The 20,213-nt window shown below is 35.5% G+C and carries 16 protein-coding genes; 9 read left to right on the forward strand and 7 right to left on the reverse strand.

Annotated features, from left to right (window positions below; all coding sequences use genetic code 11):
- The first annotated feature begins 234 nt into the window (after nt 1-234).
- On the forward strand, nt 235-2,253 hold the full coding sequence (locus M4Z11_RS03815; protein ID WP_249676489.1) for a M3 family metallopeptidase: 2,019 nt from the start codon (nt 235-237) through the stop codon (nt 2,251-2,253).
- A gap of 458 nt (nt 2,254-2,711) precedes the next feature.
- On the opposite strand, the gene M4Z11_RS03820 is transcribed toward M4Z11_RS03815, so the two are convergent.
- On the reverse strand, nt 2,712-3,968 hold the full coding sequence (locus M4Z11_RS03820; protein ID WP_249676491.1) for a lytic murein transglycosylase: 1,257 nt from the start codon (nt 3,966-3,968) through the stop codon (nt 2,712-2,714).
- A 261-nt stretch (nt 3,969-4,229) separates the two neighbouring features.
- Here M4Z11_RS03820 and galU point away from each other — a divergent pair, with 261 nt between their 5' ends.
- Both galU and M4Z11_RS03830 read left to right on the forward strand, forming a co-directional pair.
- A complete protein-coding gene (galU, locus tag M4Z11_RS03825; protein ID WP_249676493.1) occupies nt 4,230-5,120 on the forward strand; it encodes a UTP--glucose-1-phosphate uridylyltransferase GalU in 891 nt (296 codons plus the stop codon).
- 39 nt (nt 5,121-5,159) lie between these two features.
- Nucleotides 5,160-6,155, forward strand: a complete 996-nt coding sequence (locus M4Z11_RS03830) for a KpsF/GutQ family sugar-phosphate isomerase (protein ID WP_249676494.1) — start codon at nt 5,160-5,162, stop codon at nt 6,153-6,155.
- A 250-nt stretch (nt 6,156-6,405) separates the two neighbouring features.
- Here M4Z11_RS03830 and omp10 read toward each other — a convergent pair whose 3' ends face one another.
- Nucleotides 6,406-6,780, reverse strand: coding sequence for an outer membrane lipoprotein Omp10 (gene omp10, locus M4Z11_RS03835; protein WP_249676496.1), 375 nt, complete (start codon nt 6,778-6,780; stop codon nt 6,406-6,408).
- Between the two features lie 206 nt (nt 6,781-6,986).
- On the opposite strand from omp10, the gene M4Z11_RS03840 reads away from it, so the two are divergent.
- The 3 genes from M4Z11_RS03840 to guaB all read left to right on the forward strand — a co-directional run bounded on the left by M4Z11_RS03840 (nt 6,987) and on the right by guaB (nt 11,852).
- On the forward strand, nt 6,987-8,369 hold the full coding sequence (locus tag M4Z11_RS03840) for a sigma-54-dependent transcriptional regulator (protein WP_249676498.1): 1,383 nt from the start codon (nt 6,987-6,989) through the stop codon (nt 8,367-8,369).
- 260 nt (nt 8,370-8,629) lie between these two features.
- Complete coding sequence (locus tag M4Z11_RS03845; RefSeq protein ID WP_249676502.1) at nt 8,630-10,201, forward strand: phospholipase D family protein; 1,572 nt, start codon at nt 8,630-8,632, stop codon at nt 10,199-10,201.
- Between the two features lie 148 nt (nt 10,202-10,349).
- On the forward strand, nt 10,350-11,852 hold the full coding sequence (guaB, locus tag M4Z11_RS03850) for an IMP dehydrogenase (RefSeq protein ID WP_249676505.1): 1,503 nt from the start codon (nt 10,350-10,352) through the stop codon (nt 11,850-11,852).
- 173 nt (nt 11,853-12,025) lie between these two features.
- On the opposite strand, the gene M4Z11_RS03855 is transcribed toward guaB, so the two are convergent.
- The gene (locus M4Z11_RS03855) at nt 12,026-12,175 is read right to left on the reverse strand and encodes a hypothetical protein (protein ID WP_249676509.1); all 150 of its coding nucleotides are present in this window, start codon (nt 12,173-12,175) and stop codon (nt 12,026-12,028) included.
- A 258-nt stretch (nt 12,176-12,433) separates the two neighbouring features.
- Nucleotides 12,434-13,300 carry a universal stress protein gene (locus M4Z11_RS03860; protein ID WP_249676513.1) on the reverse strand — a complete coding sequence of 289 codons (867 nt, stop codon included), beginning with the start codon at nt 13,298-13,300 and terminating at the stop codon, nt 12,434-12,436.
- 243 nt (nt 13,301-13,543) lie between these two features.
- Here M4Z11_RS03860 and M4Z11_RS03865 point away from each other — a divergent pair, with 243 nt between their 5' ends.
- The 3 genes from M4Z11_RS03865 (at nt 13,544) to M4Z11_RS03875 (ending at nt 17,319) form a co-directional block, all read left to right on the forward strand.
- Nucleotides 13,544-14,830 carry an RsmB/NOP family class I SAM-dependent RNA methyltransferase gene (locus M4Z11_RS03865; RefSeq protein WP_249676517.1) on the forward strand — a complete coding sequence of 429 codons (1,287 nt, stop codon included), beginning with the start codon at nt 13,544-13,546 and terminating at the stop codon, nt 14,828-14,830.
- Between the two features lie 47 nt (nt 14,831-14,877).
- Nucleotides 14,878-16,434, forward strand: a complete 1,557-nt coding sequence (gene guaA, locus M4Z11_RS03870) for a glutamine-hydrolyzing GMP synthase (RefSeq protein WP_249676521.1) — start codon at nt 14,878-14,880, stop codon at nt 16,432-16,434.
- Nucleotides 16,435-16,596: 162 nt separating this feature from the next.
- Entirely contained in the window at nt 16,597-17,319 is a 723-nt protein-coding gene (locus M4Z11_RS03875) for a glycerophosphodiester phosphodiesterase (protein WP_249676525.1), read from the forward strand.
- A gap of 58 nt (nt 17,320-17,377) precedes the next feature.
- Here M4Z11_RS03875 and M4Z11_RS03880 read toward each other — a convergent pair whose 3' ends face one another.
- The 3 genes from M4Z11_RS03880 to ugpA are packed head-to-tail and all read right to left on the reverse strand — an operon-like array spanning nt 17,378 to nt 20,164.
- Nucleotides 17,378-18,415 (reverse strand): sn-glycerol-3-phosphate import ATP-binding protein UgpC, encoded by a 1,038-nt coding sequence (locus M4Z11_RS03880; protein WP_249676527.1) that lies wholly within the window; start codon nt 18,413-18,415, stop codon nt 17,378-17,380.
- Nucleotides 18,416-18,417: 2 nt separating this feature from the next.
- Nucleotides 18,418-19,269, reverse strand: coding sequence for a sn-glycerol-3-phosphate ABC transporter permease UgpE (gene ugpE / locus M4Z11_RS03885; protein ID WP_249676530.1), 852 nt, complete (start codon nt 19,267-19,269; stop codon nt 18,418-18,420).
- Between the two features lie 10 nt (nt 19,270-19,279).
- Nucleotides 19,280-20,164 (reverse strand): sn-glycerol-3-phosphate ABC transporter permease UgpA, encoded by an 885-nt coding sequence (gene ugpA, locus M4Z11_RS03890; RefSeq protein ID WP_249676532.1) that lies wholly within the window; start codon nt 20,162-20,164, stop codon nt 19,280-19,282.
- Nucleotides 20,165-20,213 lie beyond the last annotated feature (49 nt).

Genomic DNA, 20,213 nt, shown 5'->3' on the forward strand with positions numbered 1-20,213 from the left:
TTTAAAGTAAAGTCAAGGATAGAATGTAATCGTAAAAACTGTAAACAATATCATATGACCAGCAAAAGAGGTCTTTTTTGTGTATTCCGTAATGATAAAATAATATTTTATTTTATATAAAAAGTTCGATTTAAGAGGCTATTTTGAAGTATAAAGTTGTTATTAATGGATTATATCATGTAGGTGATTATTTTGTTTTAAACTTATTAATATTAATAGGGGCAATATAATATTATGACACAAGCAGCAATATTCGACTGGATGGGATTTTCAGGGCTTCCTGATTTTGCTTCAATAAATGATGATGATTTTAAACCTGCTTTTGAACATGTACTGAAAGAAGCTGAAGAGGAAGTAGAAGTTATTGCTGCTTTGGAAGAGCTACCAACACTTGAGAATTTTTTGCAGCCTTTTGAGCTTGTTGGCAAGAACCTTGATCGTGTATGCTCAATATTTTTTTTGCGTGCGAGTGCACATAGTAATGAATTGATTCAAAAATTAGAACAAGAATTTGTTGTCAAGCTTTCGCGTTATTCTTCAAGAATTATGATGGATACACGAATATTTGCGAAAATGGATATGCTCTATAAACAATCACAGCAAGGTTCGTATGATCATGAAACGAAACGTGTGATTGAATTATGGTGGAGGAAATTTGTTAATAATGGTGCAAAACTTGATGAAAAAGGTAAAAAACGTCTTGTTGAAATTGATGAAAGACTTGCCTTTTTAGGTGCTACTTTTGGTCAGCATATTTTAAAAGATGAGGCTGAGTGGATTTTGTTTTTAGAACAAACAGATTTATCTGGTTTGCCAGATGACCTTATTGCTTCTATGAAGGAAATTTCTTGTGAAAGAGGTCGTAATGGACTATATGCATTAATTTTAGCGCGCTCGATTATTGAACCTTTTTTAAAATTCTCTCATCGTCGTGATTTGCGCAAAACAGCTTTTCAAGCTTGGTCCCAGCGGGGTGAAAATACTCATGATAATAAAGCAATTATTGTTGAGATGATTGCACTTCGGGCTGAAAAAGCGAAATTGTTGGGGTATAAATCTTTTGCAGATTTAAAGCTTGACAATACTATGGCTAAAAATGTTAATGCAGTTATGAGTTTGCTTACCCCTGTATGGGAGCGTGCAAAGGCTAAAGCTGCTACTGAACAAGCTGAATTACAAAATTTTGCAAAAAATCAAGGAAATAATGAGCCTTTAAAAGCTTGGGATTGGCGCTATTATGCTGAAAAATTGCGTACTGAGAAATTTTTGTTTGATGAAACAGAAGTAAAATATTATTTGCAGCTTGATCGCATGATTGAAGCAGCTTTTTTTGTTGCAAAAAAACTTTTTGGAATTTCATTTGAAGAAAAAACTACTGTTGCGCTTTGGCATCCTGATGCACGCTTATGGGAAGTCAAAAAATCTGATGGAAGTTTACTTGGGCATTTCATTGGTGATTATTTTGCACGTTCTTCAAAACGATCTGGAGCATGGATGAGCAGATTACAATCACAGCATAAATTGAATGGAGGACAAAAGCCCATCGTTTATAATGTATGCAATTTTGCTAAGTCTTCTAAAGGGAATCTTGCTCTTTTATCGCTTGATGATGCACGCACACTTTTCCATGAATTTGGGCATGCGTTGCATGGTTTGCTTTCTGATGTCACATGGCCATCTGTTGCAGGAACATCAGTTGTGCGTGATTTTGTTGAGCTTCCCTCTCAACTTTATGAGCATTGGCTAATTGTACCAGAAGTATTGCAATCGTATGCTACGCATATGGAAACAGGTATTCCTTTGCCGAAAGCTTTGTTGGATAAAATTTTGTCAGCACATACATTTAATGCTGGTTTTAATGCTGTTGAGTTTCTTTCATCTGCTTTAGTAGATATGGCTTTCCATCAAGAAGAAAAAGTGGTGGATCCAACATTTTTTGAACGTAAGGAACTAGAAAAGCTAGGAATGCCTGACGCAATTATTATGCGTCATCGTCCTCCGCATTTTGCACACATATTTTCAGGTGATGGTTATGCGGCTAGCTATTATTCTTATATGTGGTCAGAAGTACTGGATGCTGATACTTTTCAAGCTTTTGAAGAAACAGGTGATGTTTTCAATCCAGAACTTGCTAGTCGATTAAAGCGTTTTATCTATTCTGCTGGAGGGAGTTATGATCCCGAGAAACTCTATGAATCTTTTCGAGGGCGATTACCTTCACCAGAATCAATGATAAAGAAACGTGGACTGTAAAGATAAAGAATAGGGTGTGGATATACTGATTTTGTCTGAAGATAAATTAAGGCACCAATAAAAATATTATGATTTTTGAAAGTTGGAACTAAAATTTTGTATGTTACCTATTTTAGCTTCAACCAAAGCTTGTATTTCTTATGACATCACTAAATGATAATTCTATAGTTTTGAATAATTTTATTAAATTTTTTTTGAGATATAGTTGTATTTGAATAATGTAACGAAATCCTTATTTTTGAAATGCACAGTTGCCAATTATAGCACTTTTTTCTAATTGCATGATGCATTTCATAGAGTGAAAATTTCATTTCAATTTATCTTAGCGATTCTTTATAAATAAGAAAATCATCCTGAAACTAAGAATTTTTTCCAATTTTAAGATGTCATATAATCAATAAGAAAAATAGACAATTCAATAAATCAAATGAACATGAGACGAGTGTTTTACTTTAAGGTTATTGTTTTCTGATATGAGAAAGAGTTTCGTAGCTTGGATATCCATTTGCTTCTAAACCGTGACGTAGCTGAAAAGCTTTAATTGCTTTCTTGGAGGCTGAACCAATTTTACCGTCAATCTCTCCTTCATAATCCCCAAGTTTTGCTAAGCGAGATTGCAATTCTATACGCTCTTTGAAAGTAATAGGTCTAAATGGTCGATTCCAATCTTGGGATAATTTAGGCTGCCCAGCAATACGGTCAGCAAGAAGGCCAACAGCGAAAGCATAACGGTCTGCATTATTATAACGTTTAATCACAAAGAAATTTTTTGTTACCAAAAACGCAGGCCCTTTTGGTCCATCAGGAAATTTTAATATCGCTTGTTCAGATAAAGAAGGAAAAGGTTTTTTATGTGCATGTTGAACACCTAATTCTTTCCATTGTTTAAAAGATAACCAATTTTCAGGTAATTTTTTGTTATTTGGTAATTTAACTTCAATTCCCCAGGTGAGATTAGATTGCCAACCATTCATATGGAGAAGGTTAGCAGCAGTAGCAAGTGAATCGGGAATCGAATTCCAAATATCAGAGCACCCACTTCCATCCATATCAATAGCATAGATGAGATAACTGCTTGGAATAAATTGCGTATGTCCTAATGCTCCCGCCCAAGATCCCACGAGTTGAGAGCGGTGAATTTCACCGCTTTGTAGAATTTTCATTGCTGCAATAAGTTGTGTGCGCGCATATTTTTGACGTTTTTGGTCAGCATAAGCTAAAGTAGCAAGTGAACGGATAGTATCACGCATTATGCCTTTATTTGTTAAAATTTTTCCGTAGTTGCTTTCCATAGACCAAATAGCGAGGAGGAGATTACGGTTAACACCAAAACGCTTTTCAATTTTTTGTAACCATTGTTGCCATTTTTTAGCTTGCTGTTTTCCTTCTATAATTGCATCATCATGAATGCGATTGTCAAAATATTCCCATGGCATATCAACAAATTCTGGTTGATATGCTGCTTTTTTTAAGACTTCTTGGTCAATTGTATTAATTGTTTTAAAAGCTATATCAAATGTGGATGGTGAAATATTGTTAGCTAAAGCCGTTTTTTTAAATTCATTAATCCAGTGTTGAAAACGACTATCAGCATATGTGAGCGAGGAAAAAACTATTGGAAGAATAGTAAAGATAGAAACTAAACCAATGAGAAGGAGTATTCGATTTATGTTTTTTTCTGAAGAAAATAATGCACTAAATTTTGTTATTTTCATTTTCTAATTTTTATCTTTGTATGAAGTATTTGAGTATGCAATCGTTTAATTTTTGTATTTAGTGAATTATATATCAGATTAAGCAAATTATTCAAATTAATTGTTTTAATAAAGTAATTTATTAATTATTGCGTCCTTTCTATGTTTATTATATGAAAATCCAGAGAATAGAACATTTTTATTTATTTGTAGTTAAATATATTATGTCAGAAAATTATACAGTAAATAGAGTTATATAGTAAATTAAATAGGAAGATGAGTGTGCATAAAATCCGAAAGGCAGTATTTCCTGTAGCAGGTCTTGGTACTCGTTTTCTTCCAGCAACAAAAGCAGTTCCTAAAGAAATGCTAACTATTGTTGATAAGCCTGTTATTCAATACGTGGTAGATGAGGCACGTGAAGCAGGTATTGAGCATTTCATTTTTGTTACTGGGCGTAATAAGGCAGTTATTGAAGATTATTTTGATGCTCAGGTTGAGTTATATACAACTCTTGCTGAATGTGAAAGGACAGAGGAGCTAGAGCATTTAAAAAAATTGCAATTACAGCCAGGAATGACTTCTTTCACTCGGCAACAGCAACCTTTAGGATTAGGGCATGCTGTTTGGTGTGCGCGTGAGCTCGTTGGAAAAGAGCCTTTTGCTTTATTATTGCCGGATATGCTCATGCAAACTAAAAAGGGTTGTCTTTCTGAGATGATACATCTTTATGAAAAAATAGGAGGAGGTAATATTATTGCTGTTCAAGAGTGTAATCATGAAGAAGTATATAAATATGGTATTGTAGGAAAAGGAAAGCAGATTGCAAATGGTTTTGAAATTACACAAATGATAGAGAAACCAGCCATAGAAAAAGCTCCATCTAATCTGTATATTAATGGACGTTATATTTTGCAACCAGAGATTTTTGATATTTTAGCTGATCAAAAACAAGGAACAGGAAATGAGATTCAATTAACAGATGCTATGGTGCAACTTTCAAATGAACAGGCTTTTTTTGGTTTTCAATTAGATGGATGCACTTTTGATTGTGGGTCTAAAATTGGCTTTATTGAAGCTAATGTCGCATTTGCTCTCTCACGTACTGATATGCATCAGCAACTTTTTACATCATTGAAAAACTTACTTGCAAAAGTTAACGTTGCAAAATGATATAGACTTTGAGTTTGATTTCATTTATCGAATTTAATTATGACGATAGAGTCTCTTCATACGTTAAATTTACAAAATGCGGTTATCTTAGCGCTTAAGACTATTTCTATTGAAAAACGAGGGCTTGAAGCTCTTGAAAAGGCCTTTCGTGAGAAGCTTGCGGATTCTTTTAAAGCAGCTGTCCAAACCATTAGTAATGCAAATGGTCACGTGGTAATTACTGGTCTTGGCAAGAGCGGTCATATAGGAACGAAAATTGCTGCGACTTTAGCTTCAACTGGAACACCTGCTTTTTTTATCCATGCTGCGGAAGCTAATCATGGTGATCTTGGTATGATTGGTTCTGATGATGTTGTTCTTGCTTTATCATGGTCTGGGGAAACTACAGAGTTAAGTGGTATTATAAGTCATACTGCACGCTTCCATATACCACTAATTGCGATAACATCTGGTGAGCACTCTATATTAGGGCGGCAAGCTGATATTGTATTATTATTGCCAAAAGTAGAGGAGGCTTGTCCTCACGGGCTTGCTCCGACAGCTTCAACAACTATGCAATTAGTGGTAGGGGATGCATTAGCTATTGCTCTTTTGGAAATGCGAGGTTTTACTGCAACTGATTTCAAAATTTATCATCCTGGGGGTTCTCTTGGTGCAAATCTTAAATACGTGCGTGATATTATGCATCAAGGTGATCGTGTCCCTTTAGTTATGCAGGGAGTATCCATGACAGCAGCCATGGAGATCTTAGTTAAAAAACATTTTGGTTGTGTTGGTGTTATAAATTCAAGAGGTGAATTAATTGGGATTATAACAGATGGTGATCTTGCACGAAATATTCACAATGATTTGTCACAGTTCAATGTTGATGAGGTAATGACTAAAAATCCAAAGACTGTTGCTCCAGATACACTCGTTGGTGCAGCGACAGCGTTTATTAATGATCATCATATTGGAGCATTTTTCGTGATTGAAAATAAAAAGCCTATTGGAATCGTTCATTTTCATGATCTTTTGCGTATTGGTGTGGCATGAGTTCATTAATACTGAGCATCCAATATTATTTATCAGTAAAAAATGATGAAACAATAGCATTAACATCTTTAAGAAGAAGACTTGAGGTATCTATTTGTGAGTGGTTATTTTAAAAGTTTATGAAATAATATAAGCTTAGAGATTTAGGGATATCGTAATATGTTTTTATCTAATAATTTACTCACAGGAAGAAAGAATTTTTTTCCTGTGAGAATATTTTGTTTATTCTTATAAAAAGTTTTAATTTTATCTAGGTTTTGCGTTTGAGGAAGAATTGTGAACCAGTATTTGATGTACAGAGGAGCTGCATTGTATCATTAGATATTGTGCAACTTGCTCTAGAAACAGTTCCACGAAGAAGAGAATATATTTCAATTTCTACGTGGTGAGTATTGATATAATGGTAGGTACCTTCTGAAAGTTTTTCTCTTGTATCTGCTGCTCGTGTTTCAAAAACACCGCTATGAAAAGAAGAAATAATACCGTTTGTGTCGATCCATTCTCCATCGATTCCAGTTGGCATATTGTTGATAAATAAGAAATTTCTGTGATTTTGCGAATGATTACAAGCAACTAATATCAAAGCAGTTATTGTTAGGTATAAAATACAGCAAATGTGTTTCATGTTCTTTACTCTATATGTTTTCTTTATTACTTTTTACGACAAGTTTAAAGTAAAAGCAAAAAATTGAAAAGACTTTTAAACATTGTGCTTAATGAGTAATTTGCTAAAATTAGCATGCCGGTTATAAAAGGTAAAATGTATTTTGTGGTTTATAATGAATCTTATTATAAATATATTTAGTAGTCTCAAAGGAGATTATTAAAGTTATGGCTGATCCTATTCTTGTTGCGGGCGAAGATCACGGAAAGCGTGCAGAGCTTTCTACTATGCTTCGAGGATTTGGTTACCGCGTTATTGAAGCAGAAAATAGCTTACGTACAATTGATCTTTTATATAGACGTAAAAATATCATGCTTGTATTGCTTGATGTTGCTATGAGTGATTTAAGCGTAAGTGATCTAATTAAAATGATTAGAACAGCCCGAATCTCTATTCGCGTCATTATTATAGCAAAACAAGATAATCAAGAGTTGATTCAAAAAGCTTTAAAAGCTGGGGCTATTGATTATTGGATTTATCCAGTTACACCACTACGGTTAAGAATTACTTTGAATAATCTTGCCTTTATTTCCGCATTAGAAAATGAAATTCAGTATATTCGTAGACAAAAAGAAAATCATTTACAATTTTCTGATATCTATAAAAAAAGCAGTGTAATGCAAGTTATTTTAGAACAATCAAAAAGTGCAGCGACTTCTTCTCAGAATCTTTTGATAGAGGGTGAAGTAGGGACTGGTCATGAGAAATTAGCTCGCATCATCCACGATGAAAGTTTTTTTTCGAAGGGGACTTTTGTACGCTTCCAATGTTTACCGGTTTTTGATTCAGAGGAAGAGAGTCGTTTTTGGTTTAAAGAGTTTTTACCGCTTGTTTCTTCTCTTGAGCATGGGACGCTTTGCTTATGTGATATTGATCGATTGGAGCCGATACAGCAAAAACGTTTTGCGCATTACCTGCAAGAGAGAGCAGAAACAACAAAAGATAAAAATCTACCTTTTCGCATTATTGCTCTTTCAACATCACGTCTTGCAGATTTAGTTCAGGTAGGTTTTTTTACACATAGTTTTTTTGAACAAATTTCCCAATTATATATTAATATTCCCGCTTTGCGAGAGTTGAGGGGTGAACTTCCAGAAATTTCTCAATGTTTAATTGATCATATTATTGCTGAAACGGGGCAATCGCATGTGCATGGTTTAGCAGGAACGGTTATTTCTATGTTTATGCAGTATGATTGGCCTGGTAATTATAGAGAACTGGAAAATTTGCTATTCCGTGCGGTTTTGATAAGCGAAGGACCATTATTAACTGTGCGAGATTTTCCGCAATTGATAAAAAATCCATACATGAATATTTCAAAGATAACTGATAATGATATTCAAGAATGCTATGAGAGAAAATTTATACGATTTTTAAATGTTGATGGACATGTACGTACTTTTTCTGAGATGGAGCGTGATATTATTGAAAAGGCAGTTGTACATTATAAAGGGCGTATGAGTGAAATTGCGCGGCGTCTTCAGATTGGGCGTTCTACTCTTTATCGTAGAATAGAGGAATTGAATACAATAAATAATCAAAAGCAGTAAAAGATCTTTAACAAAATATCTATATTTACGAATCATAATAATTCAAAAAGGTATAATTGTCTTATCAGCAAAAAAGAAAAGTCCTTTTAGCTATAAAAATGAAACGTCATTTATTGTAATAATTTGCTCATTGAAAATATTTTCAAACAACAATAGTAAGATTGCTCAGAATTTTTGAATATGAACAGAGCCATTGATTCTAATGTTTTTTTACGTATTTATTGAGTGTATGATCTTTTTTAGAAAGAAAGTTTATCTCTTTGACTCTATTAAACATTATTGTTGTCCTAACTACACTTTTCATTATTGCCTCTATGTTAGCAATTTATACTTATGGTTGCTTCGCTAGAAATGCCAGAGGAGAGTCTTCTTATGCACTAAGTGTTGAGAAAAGTGAGACTGAAATTGATCGTATAGTAAGCCGACTAGCAAAAGAAACAAATGGGGTGGGGATTGATAAAGATGCTCTTTCGCTTATTGTAAGCAATTTAGATGCATTTTGTGTTCGTGCGATAGGAGCAGCAAAAGCTGGACGCAGTCTTGATCTGATGTATTACATTTGGGATGATGATTTAACAGGACGTTTGTTGCTTAGCGAAGTGGTTGAGGCAGCTGATCGTGGTGTACGAGTGCGTCTTCTTTTGGATGATATTAATGCTCAGGGACGTGATCCGGCTTATGTTGCACTTGATAAACATCCTCATATTGAGGTGAGAGTATTTAATCCAGGACGCGTACGTAAAGGTCGTTTACGCCGTGGTTTAGAGATTATATTGCGGGCGATTATGGTAACGCGCAGAATGCACAATAAAGCCTTTATTGTTGATGGGCGTGTAGCTTTTGTAGGAGGACGAAATCTTGCAGATTCTTATTTAGGTGCAGGTAAACAGTCAAGTTTTCGAGATTTAGATCTCATGTTAATTGGTCCGTCGGTTAAAAAAATAGAAACGATCTTTGATAACTTTTGGAATAGTGCTGTGGTTTTACCGATTCATACTTTGGTTGTTCCTGACAGAGCGAGAGACCTCGATATTTGGAAAGCTAAATTACGTAGATTCCGTAATTCAAAAGTTGCCAAAGTTTACTTAACTTATGTCAATAAGCATATCAATTTTGAATATTTTATTCAAATAGGTAAACGATTATTTGTAGCAGATAAAGTAGATGTTCTTTCAGATCCTCCAGAAAAGGCATTGCGAAAGCATACAGCAAATTGGCTTATGGAAGCCCTTTCACAGGTTATTGATAGCGCAAAAAAAACAGTTCAGATTACATCGCCTTATTTTGTTCCAGGTAAAGAAGGGACACAGAGCTTTCGCAATTTGGTATCAAAAGGTATTAATGTCAAAATTCTTACTAATTCTTTAGCGGCTACTGACGTGGCCATTGTACATGGAGGTTATGCATCTTATCGTAAAGTGTTATTGAAAAGTGGTATTCAACTCTATGAATTAAAGCCGGATGGAGGAGTACACCGATTGCGATTGTTTAGATCTAATAAAGCGAGTTTGCATACGAAAGCTTTTTTAATTGATTGTAAAACTGCTTTTATTGGCTCTTTAAATTTTGATCCTCGTTCGGTTTCATTGAATACAGAAATGGGAATTCTTTTTGAATGCGCACCAATTGCAGCAAGATTAGATTTACTTTTTTCTGAGGAAACGACCGGTGAAATGAGTTATTGTTTACGTCTTGGTGATAATGATCGCATTTACTGGGATTTTATTGAAAATGAAAAAAAACACAGTGTTGATTATGAACCAGAAAGTAATTTGAAGCGTCGTGCATTTGTAAAAATAATGAGTTGGTTGCCCATTGAATCGCAATTATAGATTATACAAGTTCTATTTTAGAAAAATATTTATTTTCTCTTTTCATTTTATCGGTCACATGGCATAATTGACTGCCAATTCGCGACTTAAGAGAATTAAAGTTGCCCCTATAACTGTCGCAGTGTTTTAGTATTAGAGGAATTTGGCTATGGCAAAAATTATTGAAACAAGCACAGGTGCATTGGCACTAACCTTTGATGACGTGCTTTTGCAGCCAGGCCATTCTCTCGTTATGCCTAGCCAAGTGGATCTTAAAACCCGTATTGCAGCAGATATTGAGTTGAATTTACCACTTCTCTCTGCTGCAATGGATACGGTAACAGAATCTCGTTTAGCAATTGCTATGGCTCAAGCTGGTGGTCTTGGTGTTATTCATCGGAATATGTCTCCTGTGGAGCAAGCTGAAGAAGTACGTCAAGTAAAGAAATTTGAATCCGGTATGGTTGTTAATCCAGTAACAATTGGTCCTGATGCAACACTTGAAGAAGCCAAGAATTTGATGCGTTCTCATAGTATTTCAGGTATTCCAGTTGTTGAAAGTGGTGCTAAAAGCCGAATTTCTGGTCGACTTGTTGGTATTTTGACTAATAGGGATGTGCGTTTTGCATCAGATCCGAAACAAAAAATCTATGAATTAATGACGCATGAAAATTTAATTACGGTGCGTGAAAATGTTCAACTAGATGAAGCAAAATATCTTTTACATCATCATCGTATTGAAAAGTTACTTGTTGTAGATGAACAAGGTCGCTGTGTTGGTTTGGTGACAGTTAAAGATATTGAAAAGGCAAGATTAAACCCGAATGCTGCAAAAGATTCTCAGGGTCGTTTGCGCGTTGCTGCTGCGAGTAGTGTGGGGGATGAAGGAATCGAACGTGCTGAACAATTAATTGATGCAGGTGTTGATTTATTAGTAATCGACACGGCTCATGGTCATTCTCAACGTGTATTGGATATGGTTGAACGTATTAAAAAAATGGCGCTTTCTACTGTTGTTATTGCTGGTAATGTAGCGACACCTCAAGCAACACAAGCTTTGATTGACAGTGGTGCTGATGCGGTAAAGGTTGGTATTGGGCCCGGTTCTATTTGCACAACGCGAATTGTTGCAGGTGTTGGCGTTCCTCAACTTGCAGCTATTATGGGAGCTGCGGAAATTGCTGATAAAGCAGGTATTCCTATTATTGCCGATGGGGGTATCAAAGCTTCCGGTGATTTTGCTAAAGCTTTAGCAGGTGGTGCTTGTGCTGCTATGATAGGTTCTCTTCTCGCTGGTACAGAAGAAAGCCCAGGAGAGGTTTATCTCTATCAGGGCCGATCCTTTAAAGCTTATCGTGGTATGGGATCAGTTGGTGCTATGGCGAGGGGATCAGCAGATCGTTATTTTCAGGCTGAAGTTCGAGATACACTCAAATTAGTTCCTGAAGGTGTTGAGGGACAAGTTGCATATAAAGGCCCCATCGCATCAGTTTTACATCAACTGGCGGGTGGATTGCGTGCTTCTATGGGATATGTGGGAGCGAAAAATTTAGCTGAGTTTCGTGAAAAAGCAACTTTTGTACGTATTACCAACGCTGGTCTTTATGAAAGCCATACACATGATGTTGCTATTACGCGTGAAAGTCCAAATTATCGCGGTCCTATTTGTTAGGTAAAGGTTATCACTATGAGGAATCTTTTAGAGGGAAATAATTAAGTATTGATCACTTTCTAAATAGTTTTCCTATTTAATTATTTTAGACTTAATCAAAGGAAAGAATTGGAGTATTAACATCCAATTCTTTCTGGAAGTTGTAGTTATGTAGAAGTTATATAAATAAAAAATTAACTTTTTACATTCTTCCGTCCTGTTTTTGATGCATATTGGCGATTGTTAGCCATACCACTTTGGACGGATTTCTTGCCACTGTTTGAGGGCATTTTATTTTGGCTGCTTTTGGATGCAGTTATTTTTCCATGACTAGAAGTCTTCATTATTTTCTCCTTTTTAATTATCTGGCATATACCACTGATATACCAGTGTAAGACAAACGGTCATGCTAAAGAGTAGTTCCAATAATTTTCCAAAAAGTTCTCTTATGCTTTTTAAAGAGAAAAGGTAAATCTATATAGTGTTTTCAGATGTATTTTCATTTTTCACAGAAAAATAAAATTCTGCAGGGTATTATTTTTAAATATTTATAGTTACTTATTGGGGCAGTAAATGTTTTCTTCTACTGATTTGATAATAATTTATAATTTTCTCATAATCATAACCGGAATAGGTGTGTTGTGGATAATAGCCTGACTTTTAGAACCAAATAAAAAATTATGTACCTTGGAATGATGGAAAGCGCCCATAAGGAGCATGTTAAGATTAAGTGGTTCTATATTATGAAGAACCATTTGCTCAAAATTAATTTCTGTTCTGAGTGGTTCTGCGTTAAATCCTGCAGATTGTAACCGTGCTAAGGTTTCATCAAAGCTGGTTTGTATGGTTTGTGTTTGCTGCTCTGCCATCCCTAATATAAAGGTTACATTTTTAAAAAATTCTTGTGTACAAATGAAATCAATAGCTTTCATAATTAATGGGCCACCATCAAAGGCTATTAAAATTCGTTGAATAGGCTGGAAGTGACGGGAGGCAACGAGAATTGGAAGCTCAGAAGAGCGTACGACATTTTCAAAGTTAAGTCCTAAACGCTTTTTATCAAGTGCTGTTTGTTCACCACGTTTCCCCATCACAATCATTGATGATTTATTGCTATAAGTGTTTAATGCATCTAGAAGAGTTCCATGACGTAAGCGTGTTTCAACTTCAATTTCACTATGAGAGTTGAGGTAATTTTGGGCTTCGTCTAAAGCGGTTTGTCCGATTTTTTGAGCAAAAAGTGCTTTAGCAAGAGTAGGATCTTGTCGTGCTAAGGGCGATGGATTCAGGATATTACTGTTAATATCCATTTGTTGTGTATTTGGTAAATGAATTTCTTCTTCTGATTTATCCAATACATGCAACAATCGAATTGTTGTTTGCATAGATTTAGCAGCCCATAATGCTAAATCACATACAGAATTTGCATATATTGAGGAATCAATAAGAGCGAGTATTGGTTTTGTCATTGCTAGTTTCTCAATGCTTTCATGTTATAGAATATTTTATTAGCTTCGTTAAGGTTTATAAATTATAAGATGATTGCCCCTCTTTCGCTTTAGAATAAAATATTCTAGATCATAGTACTAGAACTATTCGGTTTTCAATATCCATTTTTGATTGTTTTAAAGTTAATGCTAAAAAATGGGTACGATAATTTTTATTTTTCAGTTAAATCATTTAGATTTTTAGAGATTGAATAGGAGAAGTAAATGCGATTGGGTGGGCGGTTGCAGGCTGCAATAGATATTCTACAAGAAATAGAAACGCGTTATCGCCCTACCAGTGAAGCTTTAAAAGATTGGGGGCTTTCTCACCGTTTTGCTGGGGTAGGTGATCGTGCAGCAATTGGAACAATTGTGTATGATGTTTTAAGGCGGCGTTATTCATTGCAATGGCGTATGGATAGTAACAATATTCGAGATATAGTTTTTGGTGCTTTGTTCGATTCTGGTATGATGACGATTGAGCAAGTTGATAAAGTTTTAGAGGGAGATCGATTCGCACCGCAGTTATTAGCACCTCAGCAGAGAAAAGCATGGCAACAACGTCAGTTAGTAAATGCACCAGACTATATTCGCGCTAATATTCCTCAATGGTGTCAAGCTCATTTGTATCCTTTATTTACAGATAATTGGGTTAAGGAAGCAGCTGCTTTAGCGACACGTCCTCCTTTAGATTTACGTGTGAACAGTTTAAAGGCAACGCCTAAAAAGGTGCTTAAAGCCTTAGAAAAAATAAAGGTTAAGTCTTTTTCATGGTTCCAACAAGCGTTAAGGATTGAACCGATTGAAAAATTTGAGCGCCATCCTAATGTTCAGGCTGAACCTGCTTTTCAAAAAGGATATTTTGAGATACAGGATTTGGGGTCTCAACTTGTTTCTTATCTTATAGAAGCAAAAGCAGGTATGCAGTTATTAGATTATTGTGCGGGAGCTGGGGGAAAAACATTAGCTTTAGCTGCCAGTATGGAGAATCGAGGCCAAATTTATGCTTATGATTCAAAGAAGATTCGTTTAGCTCCTATTTTTAATCGACTTCAGCGTGCTGGTATTCATAATGTACAACCACGAGTGAGTAAAGAAGAATTAAAATCATTAATAGGTCAAATAGATATCGTTTTATTGGATACTCCATGTAGTGGGACAGGAACATGGCGCCGTCGTCCAGATACGAAATGGCGTTTGACCTTACAAAAGGTGAGACAACGTCAGGAAGAACAGTTCGCTATTTTGAATGAAGCCTTAATTTATATAAAGCCAGGAGGGCGTTTAGTTTATATCACCTGTTCTCTCTTTAATGATGAAAATGAAGAACAAATTTCCCGGTTTCTTCAGAAGCATTCTAATTTTTTTCCAATCAATATGCAGAAACTTTGGCATCGACATTTTAGTTCTCTAATTATGCAGCCAGCATTTTCAAATTATGGACTGACTTTATCACCAGCAGCAACTAAAACAGATGGTTTCTTTTTATCTATTTTACAAAAGGAATTCTAATGCGTATTTTGATTTTTTTATTTTAGATAATTATTGATTGGTTTTCTATGAGCACATTGCGTTCAGATACTATCCTTATCATTGATTTTGGTTCACAAGTTACGCAACTCATTGCACGACGGGTGCGAGAAGTAGGCGTTTATTCCGAAATTGTTCCTTTCCAGTCTGCTTTAGAAGGATTTAAGCGAATCAATCCTCAGGCTGTTATTTTATCAGGCAGTCCTTATTCGGCTGTCGATGACGGTTCACCACGTGTTCCAATGGAGATTTTTAACGCTGGTATTCCGGTTCTTGGTATTTGTTATGGCGAACAAATTATGTGTGTTCAGCTTGGTGGAAAAGTTGAAGCAGGACATGAACGTGAATTTGGACGCGCTTTGTTAGATATAAAAGAAGAAAGTGCTCTTTTTGATGGTGTTTGGGAGAAAGGGTCATCTCATCAAGTTTGGATGAGTCATGGTGATCGTGTGGTTGCTTTGCCAGAAGGCTTTCATGTTATTGGAACATCACACGGAGCTCCTTATGCTGCTATTGCTGACGAAAAACGTCGTTTTTATGCATTGCAATTTCATCCTGAAGTTGTTCATACAACAGATGGAGCAAAACTCTTAAAAAATTTTGTTTATAAAATTTCTGGTCTTAAAAATAATTGGTCAATGACTGCTTATCGTAAACAAGCAGTTGCTGCAATACGTAAAAAGGTTGGAAAAAGTCATGTAATTTGTGGTCTTTCAGGTGGTGTTGATTCATCTGTTGTAGCTATATTACTTCATGAGGCTATAGGCGATCAGCTAACATGTGTTTTTGTCGATCATGGGTTGATGCGTAAAAATGAGGTAGAAGAAGTTCTTACACTTTTTCGAGAGTATTATAATATAAATCTGGTTCATGTTAATGCTGCTGATATGTTTATCAATGCACTTGAAGATGAAACAGATCCAGAAAAAAAGCGGAAGATAATTGGTCGCCTTTTTATTGAAGTTTTTGAAGAAGAAACAAAAAAAATAGGAGGTGCGGAGTTCTTAGCACAAGGAACACTTTATCCAGATGTTATTGAAAGTGTTTCAGCGATTGGTGAACCTGTAACGATTAAAAGTCACCATAATGTAGGCGGGCTACCAAAACGGATGAAAATGCAACTTATAGAACCATTGCGTGAACTTTTTAAGGATGATGTTCGTTCTTTAGGGCGAGAATTAGGTTTACCTGAACAATTTATTGAGCGTCATCCTTTTCCAGGACCTGGTTTGGCAGTTCGATGTCCAGGTGCAATTACACGAGAAAAATTGGAAATTTTACGTGAGGCAGATGCTATTTATCTTGATGAAATCAGAAAAGCTGGCCTTTATGGTAAAATTTGGCAAGCTTTTGCTGTTCTTCTTCCTGTTCAAACCGTTGGTGTAATGGGTGATGCACGCACTTATGAGTTTGTCTGCGCTCTTCGTGCTGTAACATCTGTAGACGGTATGACCGCTGACTTTTATCCGTATGATATGGAATTTTTGAGTAAAGTAGCAACACGTATTATTAATGAAGTTCGGGGTATTAATCGTGTTGTCTATGATATAACTTCTAAACCTCCTGGTACTATTGAGTGGGAATGACTGAAATCAAGAATAGTAAAGAATAGCATTTTTAGGATTGAATATTTCAGAAAATTAGAAAGTAAAAAAAGAAAATTATTAGAAGCTTTGTATTAATGATTTTTAATTGTCATTAATGCCGTTTTAGCGAATAGCGTTTGAAATTAAGAGAAGTTTGAAAATATGCTGAAACAAAAAATTATTGCTCATCGTGGTGGAGCTAGTCTTTATTCTGAAAATACACTTTCAGCATTTCGTCATGCGATTGCATTGGGAGTGGACGAAATTGAATGTGATATTCATCTTCTTAAAAGCGGTGAAGTTGTTATATTTCATGATTTTTCTCTTGAACAATTGGTTGGGAAAAAAGGATATATTTATGAGATTGATAATGAAACACGTCAGCAACTCCGTGTGAAAGGGAGTACTGAAGCACCTCCTTTATTAGAAGAATTGCTTGATCTTTTGGTGCCAACCAATGTAGCACTTCATCTTGAAATCAAAACATGTGGTGAAATTGAGCGTGAAACTCTTTTATCTCAAAGAGCGCTTGAATTAATCAAAGGTAGAAACTTAGAAAAACGAGTTTCAGCAATTAGTTTTGATGCTACGAGTCTTCGTCCTTTTATTGAGGCAGGAATATCATCTGGGCCATGTATTGATAGTTTTAAAGGCGATATGTCTTGCTGTTTTTCTGAATGGAAAAAATTAGGGTATTCTGATCTAAGTTTGGATAGTTCTATTGTATCACGAGACTTTATTGAATCTGCTCTTGATTTTGGCTTCACTGTAGGTGTATGGACAGTTAATGGGGTGTCCCGTTTGTCTCATTGGTTTGATATGCCGGTGGATTATATTACAACAGACCAACCTGATCTTGCTTTACGATTACGTTCACAAAAATAAAAAAAAAGAGCTTTTCTTACTGATTAAGTAATCTGGAAGGAAAATTTTTCTAGGTTGATTATGTGCGTTTTCCTGTGTGTTTATTAAAAGTGTGAAAATTCTGATTAGGAACAGTGAAGCTTAATTTTTGTCCATAATCATTTGTGAGACGTTCTTTGATTTCAACAGTGAAAATAATGTTGTTCCAGCGTGTTAAAACGTGACATCCTGTGCCTACAGGTTTTATGAGTTCGATATGTGCATGAAAAACGGGTCCTTTTTCTGGATATTCGCCTAACAAAGTTGCTTCTGGCCTAAATGCTAAAATATCGGTTTCTTTGTTAAAAGAAAATGAGAAGCCTAAATATTGCTCTAAGATCTGACGATCAAGAAAATTAATAGGTGGGGAACCAATGAAGCCAGCAACAAAGGTTGTGGCTGGATAATCATAGATTTCCATTGGCGTTCCAATTTGTTCAATACATCCTTTATTCATGACAACTATTCGGTCAGCTAATGTCATAGCTTCTAATTGATCATGTGTGACATAAAGACTGGTTGTTCCTAATGAACGCTGGAGTGTTTTAATTTCAATGCACATTTGAGCGCGTAATTTCGCATCAAGATTTGAAAGTGGTTCATCAAAGAGAAAAACACGTGGTTGGCGAACAATGACACGCCCCATTGCAACACGTTGACGTTGTCCTCCTGATAATTGCCGTGGTTTACGATCAAGGAATGGTTCTATTTCCAAAAGCTTTGCAGCATGGGCAATACGTTTATTCATTTCCTCTTTAGGCGTTTTTCGATTTTTGAGCCCATATTCCAAGTTTCCACGTACAGTCATATGTGGATAAAGTGCATAATTTTGAAAAACCATAGCAATGTCACGATTTGCTGGCTCGCGATTATTAATAAGCTCATTGTCAATATAAAGCTCACCAGAGGTAACTTGTTCAAGTCCAGCAATAATACGTAATAAGGTTGATTTCCCACATCCGGATGGACCAACAAGAACGAGAAGTTCTTTATCAAAAACAGTTAAATTCAAGTTATTAATAACTAGACTATCATTGTCATACTGTTTTATTATATTTAATAGTTGGATTGTAGCCAAAATTATTTCTCCGTTTCAATGAGACCTTTGATAAAAAGCCGTTGCATGAAGATAACGACTAAAACGGGTGGAGCCATAGCAACAACCGATACTGCCATAAGGATATTCCATTGAGGATCATGTTGCAGTGATTCAACAACGAGTTGTTTCAATATAACAAGGATAGTTTGATGGTCTTGATCTGTTGTAACAATAAGAGGCCAGAGATATTGTATCCATCCGTAAATGAACATAATAATAAATAAAGCCGCAATATTACTTTTGCTAAGGGGAAGAAGAATATCCTTAAAAAATTTCAATGGTCCTGCCCCATCAACACGTGCAGCTTCTAAGAGTTCATCAGGGACAGTGAGAAAAAATTGACGAAATAAAAATGTAGCGGTTGCTGATGCAATTAATGGAATAATCATTCCACTATAAGTGTTTATCATTCCTAATTGTGCAACTATTGTATATGTTGGAATAATACGGACTTCAATAGGAAGCATTAATGTAATAAAGATAAGAGCAAAGGCAATTTTACGAAAGGGAAAACGCATATAGACGATCGCATAAGCAGAGAAGAGTGAAATAATAATTTTTCCAATACTAATACCAATAGCCATAATAAATGAGTTTATTAAAAGTGGCCAGAGACGTGGAAGACCAAGTTGTACAAGGCCATCACCAAAGATTGTTTTATAATTTTCTAAACCGTATTGTCCTGGTAAGAGAGGAAGCGTTCCTGCATTAAATGTTGCTGAATTATGTGTTGATGCAATAATGGCAATATAGACTGGAAAACAGATGATAAGAATACCAATAATGAGAATGACATGAGTTAAAAATTTCAAAAAAGGACGGTTTTCAACCATAACTTGTCTCCTAATATTGGACGCGACGTTCAATCCAGCGGAATTGGATTAATGTTAAAATAATAACCATCAGCATTAATATGGTTGATTGCGCAGCTGATGCACCAATCATTTGATTTTTAAAGCCATCTTCATACACTTTATAGACGATCGTGCTCGTTGCTCGTGCAGGTCCTCCAGAAGTCATGTTATCAATGATACCAAATGTATCAAACATGACATAATTGACATTGATAATCAGTAGAAAAAAAGTTGTTGGTGAAATTTGTGGAAAGATTATCGTCCAAAATCGTTTAAAAGGACCGGCACCATCAATGGCAGCTGCTTCTATTTGCGAGTGAGGGACCGATTGAAGACCAGCAAGAAAAAAGAGAAAATTATAGGAAATTTGTTGCCAACTAGCAGCAATTACAATTAAAATTATAGCTTGAACATTGTTAATACGATGGTTCCATATAATACCTATTTTTTTGAGGAAAAAAGGAAAAGTTCCGATAGTTGGATGAAAAATAAATAACCATAATATACCTGCTAATACAGGAGCAACAGCATATGGCCAAAGTAAAAGCGTAGTATAAGCTTTTTTTGCATAGATAACACGGTCAACAGAAACAGCTAGAAGAAGTGATATTGTCATTGAAACAAGTGTGACAGAAATAGAAAATATGATCGTTGTAAGCAGTGATTGTATATAAGTGGTGTCAGAAAAGACAGTTATGTAGTTTTCAAGACCAATAAAGGTTGTTGAAAATCCAAAAGGGTCTTCACGCTCAAAGGATGATTTTATTGCTTGAGCGCCGGGCCAAAGAAAAAATAAAAAAGTTACCGCAAGTTGAGGAAAAAGTAGCCAATAAGGAAGTAGGCTATTTTTGAAATATGCGTGTTTTTCTTGCATGTGCAGGGCTCTTTAATAAGAGTCATCGGGAAAAGAGAATTGAAATATA

It is taken from the genome of Bartonella bilalgolemi, from assembly GCF_023500045.1.
In the GTDB taxonomy this organism is placed as follows: Bacteria; Pseudomonadota; Alphaproteobacteria; order Rhizobiales; family Rhizobiaceae; genus Bartonella; species Bartonella bilalgolemii.